An 18,611-nucleotide genomic window follows, 5' to 3' on the forward strand; every position below is an offset into this window, starting at 1 on the left:
TCCATTCAGAATAGGCGAAAGGACATGAACATCATAGCCTGGATGCACCTAGGGCCTCCTGGAGCTGCATAAAAAAAGAGATAAAAAATTTGAGAAAGGGGGTGTTTGTTCACCCTTTACTTCTTGCGTCTCATGAACCAGACGCCACCGACCACAGCAGCTACCACGACTGCCGCGATACCGCCGAGCACTAAGGGGTTACTCAGCAGCGAGCCGAGATCGTCGGAGCTAGAGGCACCAACCGCAAAGGTGGTCTCGCCCGTCAATACGGCATCTGCATCGTTGGTGGCTTTGATCGCCAGAGTGTGGTCTCCCTCGCTCAAGCCCGTAAAGGTCACTGATGTGGCGTTGGGGTCCAGCTCAATGTAGTTGCCGCCATCGAGCGAGTACTCGAGCTTGACAATGCTACCCTCACCGGCCACGGTGAAATCGACAGTGACATTGTTGCCGGAGAATGGCGTGTCGGTGTTCTGGAACACGATTCCAGGCTGTCCCGAGGAGATAGCGAAAACCTCCTCATGTATGGCCTCGGTGTTTCCGGCCATATCCTTGGCATAATATTCCACGGTGTGAGTGCCAGTTGTGGCTATTCCCACAGGCCGGGAATATGCTGCCCACGTGCCACCATCAATACGATATAGGGTCTGGTTGACGCCTGATCCGCTGTCCGTGGAGGTGAGTGAGAACGCCGCCGCACCCAGGTATTGTCCACTGCTCAGGTCCCCAGACACTTGTATCGTTGTCGATGGAAGGACCGTATCAACGATGGTGGTGGCATCTGCCACGTCTCGTTTCGTCTCGGTCCAGTTGCTGATCTCCTTGCCCTGGGTGAAGAACTCGTACGTCCCATCCTGGGTGGCCTCGAACATTATGGGGCTGGTGACGAAGGCACCGAACGGCTTCTCGACGGTGGTGTACTTGGCCCAGTTACCGGTGCCGTTGACACGGTACCATAGATAGACCCAATCCATGGTGAGGCGAAGGGGATCGTTATCCTCGAAGGGGACAGGGAAAGAGCTGGTGGTCTGGTAGGGGCTGAGATCGCCCACGGAGGTGATGAGGGGCACCGCCGTCACGGGATCGGTGCCGACCACGGTGATATCGTCCAGGTACACTCCTTCCTTCATCGCCGTCTGGAACTGCGGGTTGTTGTGGACTCCATAGGATATGAAGGCCTCAACGGGATCTCCATCCTGTGGAGGGGTATCGCCGGAGACGAACTCGAAGCCTACCCACGTAAGGGTGTTGGGCAATGTGAGCGTCACCGGTAGCCAGGACTTGGCGAGGGCCTGCTCCTGCGTGCAGGTCCACACGACATGCTTCGTCAGGCTAGTGTTGCTGCCCGTGTAGTAGAAGGCGCTGAGGAAATCATACCCCACGGCCGTTCCGGTCTCGGGCCTCTTCGCGTCCGATATTCCGGTATCAGAGTAGAACCAGAACGTCATGGTGATATTGTTGTAATATGTCGCTCCGGAAACATATTTGCGCATGACCGCATCCATGTCAGTATCGTAGCGCATAACAAGGTTCGCTGGATCTCCACCACCGCCATTGCTGAGTATATCGGCGTTCAATGGCTGGACGCCGGTGCCGTTGAGGTAGTGAGTATTATACCCGCTCTTCGCGCAGTAAATGGAAAAACTGCCACTATGGGCTGTGTGCGTGGTGCGACACCACGTATCCGTGCTGGATTCAGGATTGTTATCCCTCTTGTCCCATTGCACATTCCACTCTTCAAAGGTGCCCTCCTCCGCACCCTCGCTGATGAATGTCTTCTCTGCCGGCGTATCGGCCGCAGAGATCCCGGTCGAAAATACCGTCATGATCAATAGTGTACACAATAGTAACACTAGAGCGGAACACAACTTGCCAGTGGTCACGGACCTCTAATCATCATTGGACTTTCTTAATACTTTCCGGAGAATAGTTCGCCTATGGGGTGCTTTTCGACATTCATCGAACGATCAACCCGTCCCTGCGCAATAGCGCTCTCCACTGGTTAGGATCAGCTCTTCAAGCCTATGGGTTCGAAGCATCAAGGATCAGGAGCGAACCACCCACAGGGGAGGGGGTGAGGAACGTTCGATCCCGAGAGGATACGTGATGACGCAATTAAGAATCGACGATCTAAACGCCCCGGTTTCCACGCTCTTTATTAAAATGATCGAAGGTCCAGAGCGAGCCCAAGTAAAAGGTGATAGGTCCTCATCCAGCGTTCTTTCGCCAGCCAATATTTCTTTGACTTTGCCTGCTCTAAAAAACAAAGACAGATCTCTACACTTGATCGTCACTGGCCTTCTAGCCCCTATAGGTGTGCTGGCCATCAGGTCGTTAGTTGGTATAAATAATTATTGTAATATATAGTTGTAAGGGCATGGGCATCTGGGTCGCGATATCATGAAGGTGATCGGTATCATGGCAAGCCCTCGCAAGGGCGGTAATGTGGACACGCTTGTGCAGGAAGTGCTCGACGGGGCCTTGTTGGCAGGACACCAGGTAGAGAAGTTCGGCCTGAACGAGATGAAATATTCCGGATGCCAGGCATGCATGTTCTGCAAGAAGAGCGGCCGATGTAGGCAGCATGATGATCTCGTCACCCTCATGTATGCCATGGAGGGGGCGGATGCCGTCGTGTTCGGGTCCCCGATATACTACTTCCAGTTCTGCAGTCAATTCCGCACTTTCATCGATAGGCTGTACATGTTCCTAGACGCTGATTTCAAGGTCCGCCTGGCGCCTGGAAAGAAGGCCGTGGTGATCACCAGCCAAGGGAATCCGGATGCCAATATGTTCGACCCGGTCTTCAACGAGTTCGACATGGTGTTGAAGATGTACGGCTTTCAGATCAAAGGAGAGATCCACCTGGATGATGGTGAGAACCCATCAACAGCGAGAATGCGAACCGAACTGCTGAAGGAGGCTAGGTCATTGGGTGCGAGCCTGTGACCCCCTTCATTTTTTTTATATTTCATAAAATATTTTTAATAACGATCGATCGGACTAAGATGATCGATGGCTTAAGATCCAATTAAAGATCGGCATTTAGATCGGCCCTTGAAAATCACTTTAAAAAAATTTAATAAAAATTACTATATATGGTGAATCAAAATCTAATTCGACTGCAATGCTCTCCAAAGACGAATTGTTGAGAGATACATTATATTTCATTGCCCAGCAGGGGTGGGTGGAATCCGGAAAATCATATCTTAATTCCCTTGTTGAGTTCCTTGGCAAATCTTTGGAGGTAGAATACGCTCTCGTCGATGAGCTCATGCCCTCAGGAACGAGGGCCAAGACCATCGGACTTTACGCCAACGGGGCGGTCGTTCACAACATCGAGTATGATCTGGCGACCACTCCCTGCGAGAATGTGATGGATAAGAAGCTCTGCGTTTTCAATTGCGGCGTTCAGGCGCTCTTTCCCGATGATGACTTGCTGGTCCAGATGAACGTGGACTCATACATGGGCATTCCTCTCTGGGACTCCAAAGGGAAGCCCATAGGCCTGATCGCCATCATGGGGAACAAACCGATCGAGGACATTGAGCTTGCGAAGAACGTATTGCAGATCGTGGCCCTGAGGACCGCCCACGAGATAGAGAGACAGCGTGACGATGAGGCCTTGGCGGAGTACTACAGCCAGCTAGAAGAGACCGTGATCGAACGGACCAAGGACCTTAAGGACGCCAATCAGCGGTTGGAGAAGGCCAACTTCGAGATAATGTCCATCAATGACAAGCTCTACACCATGGTAGGCATCACTTACCATGATATTACAAACCAGCTAATGGTCCTGAACGGCTCCTTAGCATTGATAAGTAATCGACCTTTGGATGAAAAGGTCAAGGAATCGATATCGAGAATGGATCGTTCGGTCAATATCATTTCTAGAACCCTCGAGCTATCCAAGGACTATGCTCGGGTTGCCGTGAAGGAACCGGAATGGCAACAGCTAACTCCAATATTGGAGAAGTTGAACAATCCCCGCATACCTATCAGGGCCGATGTTAAGGGGCTGTCCATCCTTGCTGACCCCCTCCTTCCCAAAGTGTTCTTCAACTTAATGGACAATGCTGAGAAGCACGGAACCGGCGTAGACCGGATCACCGTTAACCATTGTTCGGAAGGGAATGTCCTCAAAATCATCTGGGAGGACAATGGTAAGGGGATATCCGCAGACAAGAAGGGATCCATATTCGAGCGCAATCCGACGGATGAGCGGGTCCATGGACTCTACCTCATACGAAAAATTTTGAATGTGACGGGCATCGGAATGGAGGAGGACGGGATCTACGGTAAAGGTGCGCGCTTCACCATAAGCGTCCCCCCTGGCGCATATCGATCATCTTAAGTTTACACCTCCGATTCAACAAAACACATTGAATGACCTGTTCAGCAATGAGCGAAGACGTCCTTGATGGCCTGTTTACATCAATTCGTTGTAGGGACTTCCCTGGCCATGTGGCTAAAGCCCTATCCCTCAATAATTCGCTCCCATCCTGCAACTATGGTCTCAGAGGTTAATATTATATGGCTTTAAAGGCTCCCTGGTCGGAGGATGGAACCATGGCGATATCCAAAAAGGTTCTCCTGATCATAGGGGTTTTTGCTGCTGCGGCGATTATCATCGTGGCTGCGGCGAGTTTGAATGGGAAAGAGAGAGAAGTCATTGATGTCAAGGAGGGTTCTGACGATCAAGGAAATACCGAGACCATCGATGTACCAGATAAAACGACAACGACGGTGCACCAAGCATCCAACTTACAGATGTCCACAGTCGTCAACGAGATCATTTCTGTGAACGGATCGGAAAGCTCGCCTCTGGAGATCAAAGCGGACCCTTTCGAGGGGAACCGGTATGTGATCTTGAACGTGAGTGTTACGAACCATCTCGAGGAAGAGCTCAGCATCATATCCGATAGCTGGAACCTTTACACCTCCGACGATCTGATGAACACCATCACTGCCAATGTCGCGAGCGATATTCCGGACGTCATACCTGCCGGGGGAACAGTAACCTTCCACATGCCCTTCGAGATCGTCGCAGATGCCGCCCCCACCATGCTAGAATACTGGGGGGCGGACCCTCTCATAGTAGATCTGGTCTGATGTCATCCTTTCCCTCCGCGGCGGCGATCGCCGAGGAGAGCTGGAACTACCAGGCCTGATCGCCGGAGGAGCGTGCTAAATACTGAGCTTATCATCGATCCCCCTATGCAAGATATTTGCTGCCGGAGGTCGACGGAGGACGGCGACAAGCCTGGATGTGTTTGTACTACGGGCTACCGATATCGCAATTCACTTCCGCCATTAGAACGGTCCTTTCAGTGTCGGTAGGATCCATCCGACGATCGCTGCCAGTATCCATACGATGATCGCTATGAGCAGGGCCTTGAGCCAACCGATCTTGTACAGGGCCTTCAGCGCCAACAACCATACGACGCCTCCCACGATCGCAGCCAGTAAACCGTCTCCTAGGATCCAATAAACCAGAGTATAGATCACAGTCCCCACGATCGCTGCGATAAGGGCGGTGACCAATCCCTCCTTCTCTCCGGTCAACTTGGTTACAATGTAGATCACCAGCGTGCTGACGATCAATGCAGCAAGGAAACCAATTGCAGTATCGAACAATTCGGCCATGGTCGAACTATCTGTTCTAAAGATATTAAAAATGGACGAAGCAAGTTAGTAATAAGAAATCAACATGGGGGTGGACCAGAACGAAACTTTGCTTTTCAACCTCATTTTGTTAATGTCTCTAGGTCAATAACGTTCCTGATTCCGAAAACAACAAGGATTTAAACACCTCGATAAATGGTCGGCAGATGATATCGTCCCCCACCGGAAGTAGGTCAAACTCCGGCTGCGAGCATCGGCACCCGCTCCTAGCGACCGTGATGTTACTACTGCTTCCGAAGATAGATGTCGCCTTTCCCAATCGTCGTCGGAAAGGCGTCACGGGGAAAACGGACGATATGAACAAAGAGGAGCGAAAGACGATCCTCTGGGAGGAACGTAGGATCGTCCTTTTTGACAAGAACCTGTTCCTACCAACGGTCAGCATTGAGCTGCCCCGTGGGGAGGCCGATGCCGCAGGAGCCGTCGTGGAATTGGACACTGACATCCTCGCAGATACGCGGGAGGGGTTGGACCTTCCCACACTGGACTATGATCCGGTCACGACCGCGAGACCTGAGGAGGCTGTGGAGGACCTTTCCCTGACAGAGCTCTCAACGCTACCTTCCCCGGTAGGTGGTGAGCAAAACGATACCCTCGAGGCCATGGATGATGAAGCCAGCGATGAGCCTCTGGATAAGACCATGCCCAGTATGTTACCATCCGATGACGGCTTAGGGATGGTGGAGGAGGGCGACGTCGTGGCATCTTCTCCTCAGCATATGGATGACCTGCCTCTCGTCGTGGACGGGCCGATGGAATCCATCTCCGGAGGTGCGCTGGTGCTGGTAGAGGGGGAGAAGGGCCAGAAGGCCCGGGAGCTGCTGCAACAGGTCGCCCTTGGGATCCTAGAGAACGGCCGATCGGTAACCTACGTCACCACCTCACAGTCCGTCCAGGGCTTAGTGATGGAGATGTTCGGAAGGGACCAACGCATCGCCACCTATCTCCCTGACCGTCGCCTACTGTGCGTGCCGGTCTTTCCGCTTATCGAGGGCAGAGGAACCCGTGACGGCCTCCTGGACAAGCTGATGGGCTCAGAGCAGCTTCAGACGTCAGACGTCCTCATCATAGACTCCCTGTCCGATTTCCTGGGGGATCGCTTCGAAGAGGCCAACTGCATTAGGTTCCTGGAATTCGTTCAGAACCTGAACGGCATGGGCAAAGCGGTGTTCTTGGTGGTCAACGACGGTCAGAAGGGAATACTCCCCCTGAGGCTGGAATCAGAACTGCAGCTATCTCTGCCCTCCGGAGAGGAGGGAATCTTGCAGATAAAGAGGTACCAGCAGGCTCACCAGGGTGCTTCGGAATTTCTACGTTTTCAGGTCCATCCCCGGGCCGGGGTGCTCACCCATCCCCTCATCGTTGAACCCCAGTGAGGGACGTCTGATGCAGGCCATGGTGGTTTTTATCGACTATCATAGATGATAGTCAGTCGAATACCTACAAATATCCCACTTTTCGCTGCTTGACAGGATAAAGGGAGCTATCGAAGTGAGTTCTAGGCCTACCGCTCAGCGAATATTTGCTGTTCTGATGCTGTGTTGCATCCTTCTGGCGGCCATCCCTCCTGTGGATGGATATTTGGCTCCCTCTGCTCCCGTTCTCGAGATCGAATCTACTGGCAGCGGCATGGTAAGTTTAAAGTGGACCCTCCCCAACGACAATGGCTCCCCCATAACCGGTTATAACATATACAGAGGGGAGGCGCCCGGCACGGAGACCTACTTCGACTCCGTTCAGGAGGAAGATATCCTCATCTACACCAACACTGGATTGGTCAACGGCAGGACCTATTATTACCAGGTGGCCGCGGTAAATGAAGCGGGCCCGGGAGAGATGTCCAACGAGGTGTCCGCCACACCCCTCTCAGTACCTGGCGTCCCTTCTGCCTTCGAGGGGTCATCGGGCGTATCCAGCATCACCTTGACCTGGCTTGCCCCCTATGATGATGGTGGCCTGCCTGTAATACAGTACAAGATCTACCGCAGCGCCACCTCCGGCACCGAGATCTTCCTGGCCAATACCACCGTTACCACTTTCACCGATACCGGTCTGACCATCGGTAGGGTGTACTACTACATGGTCAGCGCCGAGAATGCTTTCGGAGAGGGCGGGTGTACCGAGGAGATCTTGGTGACGGTCGCCGACGTTCCAGGCCCTGTCACCGGCCTTATGGCGGTGGCCGGCAACGCGTCTGTGACCCTCAACTGGACGGCGCCCAGCCACACCGGGGGCACCCCTATCACGGGCTATCTGATCTACCGCGGTACGGAGAGCGGCCAGGAGACGTTCCTATGGAACACCGCCACCTTGAACTTCAAGGATACCGACCTCATCAACGGACAGACCTACTACTACAAAGTAAGGGTGTCCAACAGCAATGGTGCCGGACAGCCGTCCGGTGAGGTCTCCTCCACCCCCTTGACCACACCGTACGCCCCCACGGACCTGCTGGCCACAAGGGCCGATCAGGCTGCCATACTCACATGGTTGGCGCCGACCGTAGACGGCGGCACCTCCATACTGTACTATCGGATCTATCGCGGCACCACTCCAGGAACGGAGATATTCATCTCCAACTCCACGATCACCTCGTTCATGGACAACGGTCTTACCAACGGTAGGACCTACTATTATCTGGTAAGCGCGGTCACGGGGGCCGGCGAGGGTACCAAATCCTATACTGTCAGTGTCGTGCCGGCGACCGTGCCCGAGGCACCCTCGCAGGTGACCGCTGCAGGCTCAGCAGCCAAGGTGACCCTGTCCTGGAACACGCCCTCCAGCGGTGGTTCCACAATCTTGCGCTATAATGTATATTGGAGCGTGACCCCCACCGGTGCCACCAACCGCATCGATACCCTTACCAATGCCACCACCTTCGTCCATTCCGAGCTGACCAATGGAGTGAGGTATTACTACACCATATCCGCGGTGACCGCCATCGGTGAGGGTCCCCGATCCCCCACCGTGTTCGCCACCCCCCTCAGCGTCCCTTCCGCCCCCTCGGAGCTTACCGCGGTTGGCGGGGCCAAGAGCATCACCCTGACGTGGACGGCCCCCAGCGACGGCGGGACTGCTGTCACCGGTTACAAGATCTATCGCGGTTCCGCCTCTGGAGGGGAATCGTTGTTGAAGCTGATAGGGCCGAACACCACCTACGTGGATCCAGGCCTGCCGGACAACATGCTTTACTATTACAAGATACGGGCGATCAACAGCCAAGGCGATGGCCCCATATCCTCGGAGGTCTCTGCTCGCACCATTGACAAGCCGGGAGCACCTCAGAACGTCATCGTCTCCAGCGGTGACTCCTTCGCCACGTTAAGTTGGTCGGCGCCCTCTTACAGCGGCGGCTCCTCAGTAATCGGCTACAACGTATATCGTAACACCTCAGGCAGTTGGAGCCTGGTCGCCTCCCTCGTCCCCTCCCCGTACCTTGACACCGGTCTGCAGAACGGTCACCAATATGGCTACATCGTTCGGGCGGTGAACGGCCTGGGCGAAGGCTCGTCCTCGGAGGAGGTCCAGGTCATGCCCGCTCGCGTGCCGGACGCACCCGCGCTCGCAGCCATCGGCGGCCTGCGCTCTGTCAATCTGACATGGACCGCTCCCTCGTTCAACGGAGGAACGAACATCACTGGGTATGCCATCTATCGTGGGGTAGCCTCTGGTCAGGAGGTCTTCTTCGCCTCAGTCGGCAACATCTTCACCTTCCTGGACAGCGGCCTGTCGGACGGGACGGCCTATTACTACCGCATCACCGCCCTAAACGAGAGGGGAGAGGGGTCGCCCTCACTCGAGGTCAGCGCCACCACGCTGGGCCTTCCGGGAAAGCCTGTGAACCTTTCGGTGCAGCCCACCGGTGTGAACATGCACCTGTCATGGGCCCCATCTTCCACCAATGGAGGAGCGGAGATAACCTCCTATCGAGTGTACCGTGGGACCAGTGCCGAGAGCATGATATCTATCGCTCAGGTCACTGATACAGAATATGACGACCCAGATCCGGAGAACGGTGTGAGCTACATCTACTCTGTATCGGCCAATAACATGGTCGGTGAAGGTCAGGCCGATACGGCCTCGGCAGTCATGATACGGGCCCCAGGGGAGCCGCAATCACTGACCATCACCCCATCATCACATCGCATCACCCTGACGTGGAGCGCCCCTGCCGACCTGGGCGGCAGCTACCTCGTAGGTTACCGCATCTACCGCGCGCTATCCACGGGGCCGGTGGAGACCATTGCCGCCGTGAACGGGACCGAGTATATCGACAACGGGCTGGAGAACGGCATCACCCATCACTACTGGGTATCGGCGGTCAACTCCCTCTTCGAAGGTGAGACCAATGGACCTCTATCAGCGGTGCCGGCCAACGTGCCCTCCAAGGTCGTCAGCGTGTCCATCGTCCCTGGAGTGAGGCAATCGGCCTTGAGCTGGGAGGCCCCCTTCAACGGCGGATCTAGCATAACCAGCTACAAGATCTACCGTTCATCGTCGGAGAGCGGCGCTTACAAGCTAGTTATCAGCACCGCCGCATTCATGTTCACAGACACCGGATTGCTGGACTCTACCACCTACTGGTACCGCGTTAGCGCGGTAAACCCGGTGGGCGAGGGGGCGATGTCCGATGCCATGTCCTCCGCCACCTTGACACCTCCTTCGAAGGTGACCGGCCTTATCGCCACATCTGGTGATGGGCAAATTCAACTTCAATGGGATGAGGCCGAATCCGGTGATGGGTCGGACATAACCTACAGGGTGTACTCCTCTACAGCCCCCGGTGGGGAGACATTGTTGACAACGGTCAGCATCAACAACTATCTCAACATCGATCTGGTGAACGGAAGGAGCTACTACTATCAGGTCAGCGCTGTGAACGCCACGGGTGAGGGAATGAGGTCAGATGAGGTATCGGCCGTTCCCACCACCGTCCCCGGCTCACCTGTCAATCTCAGGGCCAACCCCGGCGACGGGCTAATCATCCTCTCCTGGAGCCTGCCCTACAATAACGGGGGCGCCACCATTATAGGATACAAGCTGTACTGGAGCATCATCCCCAATGGTAGCTACGAGATGGTCCCTGTCACCGGGAGCAGCTACGTTCATACTGGCCTCGAGAACGGGGTCACCTATTATTACAAGGTCTCGGCCGTCAACCAGGTGGGAGAGGGGCCCATGTCGGCCGCCATCACCTCAGAACCTGTGGCCAAACCGCTCGCTGTCGTCGATCTCCTAGCAGCCAGGACGAACGGGAACATCATCCTTACCTGGACCGATCCGAATCCCTCCTCTGCGGACATCCTCGGTTACCGTATATACAGGGGCATTCAGAGCGGGAGCGAGACGTTGTACGACGTGAGCTCCTCGACGACCTATACGGACGAGTACGCGGAGAGCGGCGTACCATACTACTACATGGTCACCGCCCTCAACTCCACCTCGGAGAGCAATCCCTCCAACGAGGTCAGCGTGGTACCCGGGTCCTCTTCACAGAGCTTGCATGGGGAAGAGGGGATCCAGATGACGGAGATCGTGATGATGGCCGCCGGTGTCATGATAGCGGTGGGTACGGTCTTCATCCTGGTGGGAAAGGGCATACTATCGTTCAGACGGGCACCTAACAAGTGAGAACGGTCTCGATATGGATTCACAACCCTTCTTCCAAGAAAAGGGAGAGTGAATATGATGAGGCCTATCGATTATTTTTCAGGCCCATATGTCGTTCCTCGTAGAACTGACAGAAAATCGCCGATGCGATGAACGAGGAAAAACAAGAAGCTAGGTCCCCGAAGGGGGACGAATCGTTTTATTGATCAGAACGGTCTAATCAAAGTTCTTCTTGAACAGGGCCATTCCGTCCAGGATGCATTGGATGCCAGACTTCTTACCCTCCCATCCCAGGACCTCGGTGTTCTTGCCCTCTTCCAGGTGCTTGTAGGTTCGGAAGAACTCTGCGATCTCATCGAGGTAGTGCGTCGGAAGGTCAGTAAGGTCAAGGTACTCCCTGGTTCGAGGGTCCTTAACAGCTACACATAGTACCTTATCGTCAGCACCGTTCTCGTCCCGCATCCTCAGCACACCAATGGGCCGGGCCTCGATGATGCATCCTGTGAAGGTCGCCTCGGACATGACCACCATGGCATCGATGGCGTCACCATCCTCGTAGAACGTTCGGGGAACCATGCCGTACTCCAGAGGGAAGACCACGCTTGAATGCAGGACCCTGTCCAGTATGATGGCGTCATGCTCCTTGGACACCTCATACTTGTTCTTACTGCCTTTGGGGGTCTCAACGATCACGTTGATCAGGTTAGGCGGGTCCTTGCCCACAGGCAGTTCTTTCCACATTGTCATATTATCCACTTCGACCCTGCACCATGCAGGTCCCATTTAATGTTTTTTACAGAGAATCGAGATACTGAGAGAAATAATGATGGTGTGCGGTTACGCACGATCATTGGAATTATTTTATTTTATTAGACCGGCCAGATGAACTTAGCCAGTGATACTATGGCAACAAGGGCAATGATACTTCCCACCACGAACCAGGGCTTCAGGACCGGCCCTTTCTCCACCTCATTGTCAAAGTAACGTATCAGACCAGCCGCGGACTGGAATCCTGTGTTCTTCTTGCTCTTCGCTGGCATAGGGATCCAACAGTGAGTACTCTTGATGTTATATAATCTTGTTGAACTGGAACCTAAACGACAAGAGGCCTATCAGCAAGGTCCTCGTCATAGCCCATAACGACCATACGGTCAGGCCCTTTTATTCGTTTCATCTTGGCCTTTTCCTCTTCCATCCTCTTGGCCGGCACGATGATGCCTAACTTTATGCCTTGGCCCAAAATATCATAATACTCCACGCTTCTTCTTGGCAGAGCGATGGACTTTGGTGATTCAATGAAATCCGTTTCCAATACTCTGTTGTTCATCTGGACCGACAAGATGGCTCGATCCTCCAACAACTCCTGGGTCACCACCGCCCCAGGCCTCTCCGCCTGAAGTTGATGTGCACGTCGGACCGCAATGGTTTTAATGGTAGGAATCGTCGTCATAAAGGAATACATAGGTAACGGTATGTTAAAATCTTTTGTTTTTTGATTTACGGTTGTTCACAGCGAGTAAAAAACCTCCTGCGGTCCCAAGATAAGTTTATTAGAGCGCGGCCTGTTCGCATCTGCCTGATATCATGCACTGGGCAGACGTAGAGGCGAACAACCTGCTGTCACGAGGCAGGAAGCACCTCATCAATACTGGCATCACCCCCTCGGGCACACTTCACGTGGGAACCCTCAGAGAGGCCATCACCGCCGAGGCGGTCCGCAAGGCCCTCTCGGACAAGGATGCCGATGTGCGCATGATCTACCTTGTGGATTCATGGGACCCCTTGAGGAAGCGCTATCCTTTCCTTCCAGAGAGCTATGAAGCGGAGGTGGGCAAGCCCTTGGCCTACATACCATGCCCCTGCGGGGAACATAAGAACTATGCCCAGCACTACATCCAGCCGTTCCTGGACTCCATAAAGGAGCTTGGCATTCATTGCGATGTGCTGTGGACCCATGAGCAGTATGAGCTCGGTCGCTTCGCGGAAGTGATCGATACTGCCATTCGCAAGAAGGATGATATCGCCAGGATATTGAAGGAGGTTAGTGGCAGGGACCTCCCCAAGGACTTCTTCCCGTACTCACCGCGTTGCGAGAGCTGCGGGCGCCTCACTCACGCCAAGGTCACCGGGTACGAGCATCCGTATGTGACATATCAGTGCGCTTGCGGACACACCGGCGAGGCCGATATTCGCAAGGCTGACGGCAAGATGCCATGGAGGATCGAGTGGGCCGCCAAATGGAAGGTGTTCGATGTGACCTGTGAACCCTTCGGAAAGGACCACGCGGCGGCAGGCGGCTCCTATGACACCGGCGTGAGGCTTGCCAAGGAGATCTTCGAGTTCGAAGCTCCCTACCCCATCCCCTATGAGTTCGTCCAGTTGAAGGGCAAGGGGCAGATGCATAAGTCCACCGGGTCGACCGTCACCGGGGTGGACGCCCTGCGCATCACCCCCGCATCGGTCATGAACTACATCGTCCTCCGGGTGAACCCCTCACGTCACATCGATTACGATGCCGGCCTGGGAATCCTGGACATGGTGGACGAGTACGATCGAGTGGAATGCATGTACTACTCGGGCCAGTGCGAGGAACGGGACCGTGACCTCCTCCGCGCCTACGAGCTATCTCAACCGGAGAAGGCGCGCTCCAGCCTACCTCTGCAGGTGCCCTACCGGCACCTGGTATCCCTGGTACAGATCACGGACGGCTTCGATGGCGTCCTGGCCACGCTCCGCCGCATGGGGGCGGTCCCCGACACCGCGTCCCCGGAGGACCTGGCAATCCTGAAGCAGAGGGTCGAATGCGTTCGATACTGGCTCAACAGCTTCGCTCCCGATGAGGTGAAGTTCGCAGTATGCGAGTGCATGCCCTCCTGCGAACTGTCCGAGCAGGAGAAGAGCTTCCTCAAGGAGCTCCTCGCCGCTATGGAAGGTGTGGAGTGGAAGGGCGAGACCATACATGATGCCATGTATGGGTGTGCCAAGGGAGCCCCCATAGGGGCTCGCGGCGGGTTCCAGGTTTTATACAAGATCTTCTGCAATCAAAAGCAGGGGCCACGCCTGGGATTCTTCCTGTCCACCCTGGACAGGGACTTCGTGTTGGCAAGGATCAGAGAGGCCTCCTGCTGAGTACATCGGTGAAGGATAGAACGATCCGCCAACCCTCCTTACTTTCTTTTGTGGCCAGACCTTTCATGGCCCAATCGCTCCGACGCTCCATGCCGCCCCATATGCCTGTAGGCATGTCGTATGGAATTTGTTGATTCTCTTTAGGAATCCTAAATTTACATAGTACATCACGATTTAGCTAATCCGAAATTAGATTTTGGCTCATCTAAATGTGTTGATAAGATGGTCGACCTATATATGAACAGGCTAGAGCCTGGTAGGAATGGGACCAGAAGACGTATCGAAGTAAGGGCTCAATATGGCAGAGGATGGCGGAGATGGGCCTAACGACTGGGGCAGAGGCGACCAGGGTCCGTCGTGCTCCCATGAACGATCCCCTGGAGTTCCAAGTTCGAGGCTATCACATCACGCTCAGGGACAGCGAGGCGGCCACAGTGCTGCTGGACTGTAAGGAGGTCTGAGATGTCGAAAGAGATCCCTCTGTCAATGGTCAACGAAGGCCAGGAAGGAATGGTGCAGTCTGTCAAGGGGAAGACCTGGTACGCCAATCGCCTAAGGGAGATGGGTTTCGTTGACAAGGCCAAGGGGATGGTCATCAGAGCGGACGGTCAAGGCCATATCGTAGGGATCAACGGGACCCGCCTGGCCTTGAGCAAAAGTCTAGCCGATCAGATCCTGGTCACATACTGAGGGCCAGCTATGGCAGATGCCTTGGAGGCATACCTGCTTATGAGCGGGGATTTAGAATGTGACGGAACTGGAGGGTTGTTCTTCCAACAAATTTGTGGGCTGCCACTGCGGTGGAAGCAAGAATGGTTGTGATCTTTCCCCCAGCTGGACCAACGCCTACGTACTGACCGATAAGGGCAAGAGAGTCGGGGAAAGCGATAGCTGAGGCGGCAAGCGCAGCTTGGAGCCCGAGACCGATTTCTCTCTTTTTTCCTATACGAGCTCGGCCCGCCTCTTTCACGACCAGGCATCAGGGACCGGCACTGTGCAGGACCTGATCGTCCATGACGCGATCACGGTGAACGGTCCAGGATTCACAGGTCTCTACTTCAGGAGCCCGAACTCGCTGAGCTTGTCCGGAAGATAGGTATCGGTGACGTAGTCCAGCCCGTACTTGGCCAATGCCTGCTGTTCCGACTTCCGCCCGAGCTTCAGCATCAGGTCGATCTCCCCCTTCCAAAAGTCAGTATTGAACCGGGGGTCCTTGAGCTCGGCGTTAAGAGCCCTCGTATCCATGTCGGTGAGCTTGTCCGTCGGCAGGTCATAGTTCTCGATGTCCGAGGCGGTGATGCCGATGTACTCCGCGCTAGGTGTCGCCAGGTACTCTGAGAGGTGGGCTGTCTTGATAGCTCCGTAAGCTATGGAGGCATAGATCCTGAAGGACCACGGGTCGCCGTCGGTGAATACGATGACCGGCAGATGCAGGTCTTCATTCAGCCTCTTGACGAAACGGCGGGTGGACCGAGCCGGCTGTCCCTTCAGGTGCACCAGGACGGCATCGAAGTTCTCGTCGAACCCGTTCTCCACCAGCCTGTCGAACATACCGCCGGTCTCGATGGCGATCACGAACTTGGCGGAGCTGTCCTTGAGGTCGAGCTTCTCCTTCTCCACGTTGTAAGGGATGCCGTATCCGGAATCACCGACGTCGTCGCGGCAGTTCAGCTTCTTCTGCTTTCCCTTGCGGTCCGTCTCCACCAGGTTGATATCCCCTATCACCCTGGCACCATCCTCCTCGGGACGCAACTTGAAATCCTCGCGAAGGCACTGGGTGACGATCTCCAAGTCCTCTGCGAGCAGATTGGACTCGCCCTGGGAGTGGAACTTGGCCCGTCCCCATCCTTCGGATATGTAATAGGCCTCTCTCAGGGTGGACGACTTATTGGTCTCGATCATCTCCTGGATGAGCTCGAGCATGTAGGAGGTGCGGAGAAGCATCAGCGCCCCCTTCACCTTTTTAGCGGAGCGGGCACCTCTCAGGTCCCCATACTTCCACACGTTGCTGCGGGTATCGAACTTGATGTTGGCCTTGGTACGGAGGGGCAGCACCATCTTAGGCACCTTGCCCTCGTCAAGCTGTTTGTAGATAGATTCAGAGATGGAGTAGAGCCGCTTAATGGCCTCGGTGTTGCGCTTATTGCTCATCATTCAGGTCCTCTCCCGCCTCATCGTAGTCTGGCTCCTCATCCTCTTCCTCTTCCACCGTAGGCGCCACGGCCGGCGCCTCCACCTCGGTGAAGTTCACACCTTGGAGGTCCCAGTCCCCGGGAAGGGGATCGGCCCCCATGACGTCGACAGGGTTGATCCCGGACACGAAAACCTCGGTTTCGGAGAAGACCTCTGAGTCAATGCCCTTGAGGTCGAAGCTTACCTCGTACATCGCCGTGGAGGGTATGCGGGGCAGCTCCCAGGTTACTTTTCCCTCCTCCTTGACATCCATCGGCTTGAGGTTGCACGATGCAATGTCCAGGCTTCCCTTCGGCAGAACGGTGTGGATGCGAAACTTCTGTTGCTTGGGGGTGTAATTGTAGACTAGCACCTTTACCCGGTGTCGACCCTTATCGTAGGTCACCGCGTCATCGATCCAAACTACGTTCATGATCTTGGTCAGGGTCCCCCTCAGATCAGGAACGGGCTTGCCCACGATCTTGGCGGTCTTCTCCGCCATCAGCGGAATGATCACTTGCACGATCTCGAACTTGGAACGGGTCTTGGTCTTCCTCTCTTTCTTGTTGAGATGGGTCTTAAGGCTCCTCCCGCAGGCCTTCAATGCCAGGGAGATCTCCTCCTGGATGATGGGCACGGAGGCGATGGCCTCCTTGGCCTCGGAAGTGAAGGGGATCTTGGTGGATGCGACATGCACAAGTATGATGGCCGGTCCAAAGGGTATGCCCGAGCCTCCCCTCTGTTCCAGCCCATAGCGCCTCCAGTCCGTGCTCTCGATGGCCTTGGTGACCACGCAGGCACCCTGCTGATACAGCAAGGGTACTCGGTTCGCGAACCGGAGGATCTGCACTGGCTGGTCCGAGGATAGGTCTCCTCCATACACGATCCCCACCTCCACCAGGAAGGGGTTACCGGTGTGGACCTTAGGCTCCCTGCTCACAGGAGGAGCGTAGAACTCCGGCTTCACGTCCGCCAGCACGTGCTTCAGACCCTTGCGGATGAGATTCTCTCCAATGGGGGAAAGGCAGTCCACCTGAGGGGCCATTATCTTCACCTTGGATATCCCCTCCAGGAGCTGCTTGGACGAGTCCAGTGAAAGGTTCGACGGTTTGGTCGTCTCCGGTAACCCGGATGCGTTGCATATCTCCTTGGCCACTCTCTCGGATATCCTGTTGAAATCGTTCTGCAGGAACTTGACCAGGCTCTTCTCCTTGGTTACCTTGATCATGTTCATAAGAGTGCCCAGCTCGATGCCGTCAGGATGTGGCTTTATCTCCTTGGCAAGAGGGGGCATCTGCTCGGTCGCCCTGCCAAAGATGTAGCGCTTTCCATCAGGGTCAATGAACGTCAGGGTGGCATGGGGGTTCACGATGGCCGTTTGTCGGAGGTACTCGATGACCGACTGCCTTCCCGTGACGTACCGCCCGTTCATGTAGAACTCCACCCGCGTACCGTGGGCCTTCTCGTTCCAGGGTACGAAATCCTCCCGGAGGATCACCGGAGCGTTCTTCTTGGTGTCAATGATGATGTCAATTTCCTTCGCCGCCTCCGCCCCTTCCACCTTGGAGCGGGCCGTGGCCGCCTTCCCCGTGGTTATTTGTCCGAACATGATGGTGGCGGAGATGCCGATACCCTGCTGGCCACGTGACTGGCGGACGGCGTGGAACCTGGAGCCGTACAGGAGTCGACCGAAAACATTGGGCATGGAGGTGGAAACTATACCTGGTCCATTATCCTCGATCATGACCCGGTACTCCTTCTGGTCAACCTTGTCGATGCTCACGATGATGTCCGGAATGATCTGGGCCTCCTCGCAGGCGTCCAAGGAGTTGTCAACCCCCTCCTTGATGCCCATTATGAGCGATTTGACAGGCGAATCGAAACCAAGGATCTGACGGTTCTTTTCGAAGAACTCGGAGACAGAGATCTCCTTCTGGCTCTTAGCTAGTTTATGAGCTGTAGTAGAGGCCATCCCATTACCTCAATGAAATAGGGTATAAAAGGTTTGAGCGCGGAGC

The 18,611-nt window shown here is 55.1% G+C and carries 15 protein-coding genes; 8 read left to right on the plus strand and 7 right to left on the minus strand.

Annotated features, from left to right (window positions below; translation table 11 throughout):
• Positions 1–116 precede the first annotated feature (116 nt).
• Complete coding sequence (locus GXX95_04630; GenBank protein ID NLT37424.1) at positions 117–1,823, minus strand: hypothetical protein; 1,707 nt, start codon at positions 1,821–1,823, stop codon at positions 117–119.
• 574 nt (positions 1,824–2,397) lie between these two features.
• Here GXX95_04630 and GXX95_04635 point away from each other — a divergent pair.
• The 3 genes from GXX95_04635 to GXX95_04645 all read left to right on the plus strand — a co-directional run bounded on the left by GXX95_04635 (position 2,398) and on the right by GXX95_04645 (position 5,109).
• Positions 2,398–2,946, plus strand: a complete 549-nt coding sequence (locus GXX95_04635) for a flavodoxin family protein (GenBank protein NLT37425.1) — start codon at positions 2,398–2,400, stop codon at positions 2,944–2,946.
• Positions 2,947–3,238: 292 nt separating this feature from the next.
• A complete protein-coding gene (locus GXX95_04640; protein ID NLT37426.1) occupies positions 3,239–4,351 on the plus strand; it encodes a HAMP domain-containing histidine kinase in 1,113 nt (370 codons plus the stop codon).
• A gap of 215 nt (positions 4,352–4,566) precedes the next feature.
• On the plus strand, positions 4,567–5,109 hold the full coding sequence (locus tag GXX95_04645) for a DUF4352 domain-containing protein (protein NLT37427.1): 543 nt from the start codon (positions 4,567–4,569) through the stop codon (positions 5,107–5,109).
• A 201-nt stretch (positions 5,110–5,310) separates the two neighbouring features.
• On the opposite strand, the gene GXX95_04650 is transcribed toward GXX95_04645, so the two are convergent.
• Positions 5,311–5,643: a hypothetical protein gene (locus GXX95_04650; protein NLT37428.1), complete on the minus strand. Its 333-nt coding sequence runs from the start codon at positions 5,641–5,643 to the stop codon at positions 5,311–5,313.
• A 335-nt stretch (positions 5,644–5,978) separates the two neighbouring features.
• Here GXX95_04650 and GXX95_04655 point away from each other — a divergent pair, with 335 nt between their 5' ends.
• Both GXX95_04655 and GXX95_04660 read left to right on the plus strand, forming a co-directional pair.
• A complete protein-coding gene (locus GXX95_04655) occupies positions 5,979–7,058 on the plus strand; it encodes a hypothetical protein (GenBank protein ID NLT37429.1) in 1,080 nt (359 codons plus the stop codon).
• A 253-nt stretch (positions 7,059–7,311) separates the two neighbouring features.
• The gene (locus tag GXX95_04660) at positions 7,312–11,313 is read left to right on the plus strand and encodes a hypothetical protein (GenBank protein ID NLT37430.1); all 4,002 of its coding nucleotides are present in this window, start codon (positions 7,312–7,314) and stop codon (positions 11,311–11,313) included.
• Between the two features lie 195 nt (positions 11,314–11,508).
• Here GXX95_04660 and GXX95_04665 read toward each other — a convergent pair whose 3' ends face one another.
• The 3 genes from GXX95_04665 to GXX95_04675 form a co-directional block, all read right to left on the minus strand.
• Positions 11,509–12,033, minus strand: a complete 525-nt coding sequence (locus tag GXX95_04665; protein NLT37431.1) for an inorganic diphosphatase — start codon at positions 12,031–12,033, stop codon at positions 11,509–11,511.
• A gap of 128 nt (positions 12,034–12,161) precedes the next feature.
• The gene (locus GXX95_04670) at positions 12,162–12,332 is read right to left on the minus strand and encodes a preprotein translocase subunit Sec61beta (protein NLT37432.1); all 171 of its coding nucleotides are present in this window, start codon (positions 12,330–12,332) and stop codon (positions 12,162–12,164) included.
• A gap of 53 nt (positions 12,333–12,385) precedes the next feature.
• Entirely contained in the window at positions 12,386–12,664 is a 279-nt protein-coding gene (locus tag GXX95_04675) for a hypothetical protein (protein ID NLT37433.1), read from the minus strand.
• 212 nt (positions 12,665–12,876) lie between these two features.
• Here GXX95_04675 and GXX95_04680 point away from each other — a divergent pair, with 212 nt between their 5' ends.
• The 3 genes from GXX95_04680 to GXX95_04690 all read left to right on the plus strand — a co-directional run bounded on the left by GXX95_04680 (position 12,877) and on the right by GXX95_04690 (position 15,111).
• Positions 12,877–14,421 carry a lysine--tRNA ligase gene (locus GXX95_04680; protein NLT37434.1) on the plus strand — a complete coding sequence of 515 codons (1,545 nt, stop codon included), beginning with the start codon at positions 12,877–12,879 and terminating at the stop codon, positions 14,419–14,421.
• A 317-nt stretch (positions 14,422–14,738) separates the two neighbouring features.
• Positions 14,739–14,882, plus strand: coding sequence for a ferrous iron transport protein A (locus GXX95_04685; protein NLT37435.1), 144 nt, complete (start codon positions 14,739–14,741; stop codon positions 14,880–14,882).
• 1 nt (position 14,883) lies between these two features.
• Positions 14,884–15,111, plus strand: coding sequence for a ferrous iron transport protein A (locus GXX95_04690; GenBank protein ID NLT37436.1), 228 nt, complete (start codon positions 14,884–14,886; stop codon positions 15,109–15,111).
• Between the two features lie 363 nt (positions 15,112–15,474).
• Here the strand turns inward: GXX95_04690 and GXX95_04695 are convergent, their stop codons facing one another.
• On the minus strand, positions 15,475–16,575 hold the full coding sequence (locus tag GXX95_04695) for a DNA topoisomerase IV subunit A (protein NLT37437.1): 1,101 nt from the start codon (positions 16,573–16,575) through the stop codon (positions 15,475–15,477).
• Positions 16,562–18,565, minus strand: coding sequence for a DNA topoisomerase VI subunit B (locus GXX95_04700; protein ID NLT37438.1), 2,004 nt, complete (start codon positions 18,563–18,565; stop codon positions 16,562–16,564). The genes GXX95_04695 and GXX95_04700 overlap by 14 nt, the downstream gene beginning before the upstream one ends.
• Between the last annotated feature and the right edge of the window lie 46 nt (positions 18,566–18,611).

It is taken from the genome of Methanomassiliicoccus sp. (assembly GCA_012719175.1).
Lineage (GTDB): Archaea > Thermoplasmatota > Thermoplasmata > Methanomassiliicoccales > Methanomassiliicoccaceae > UBA6.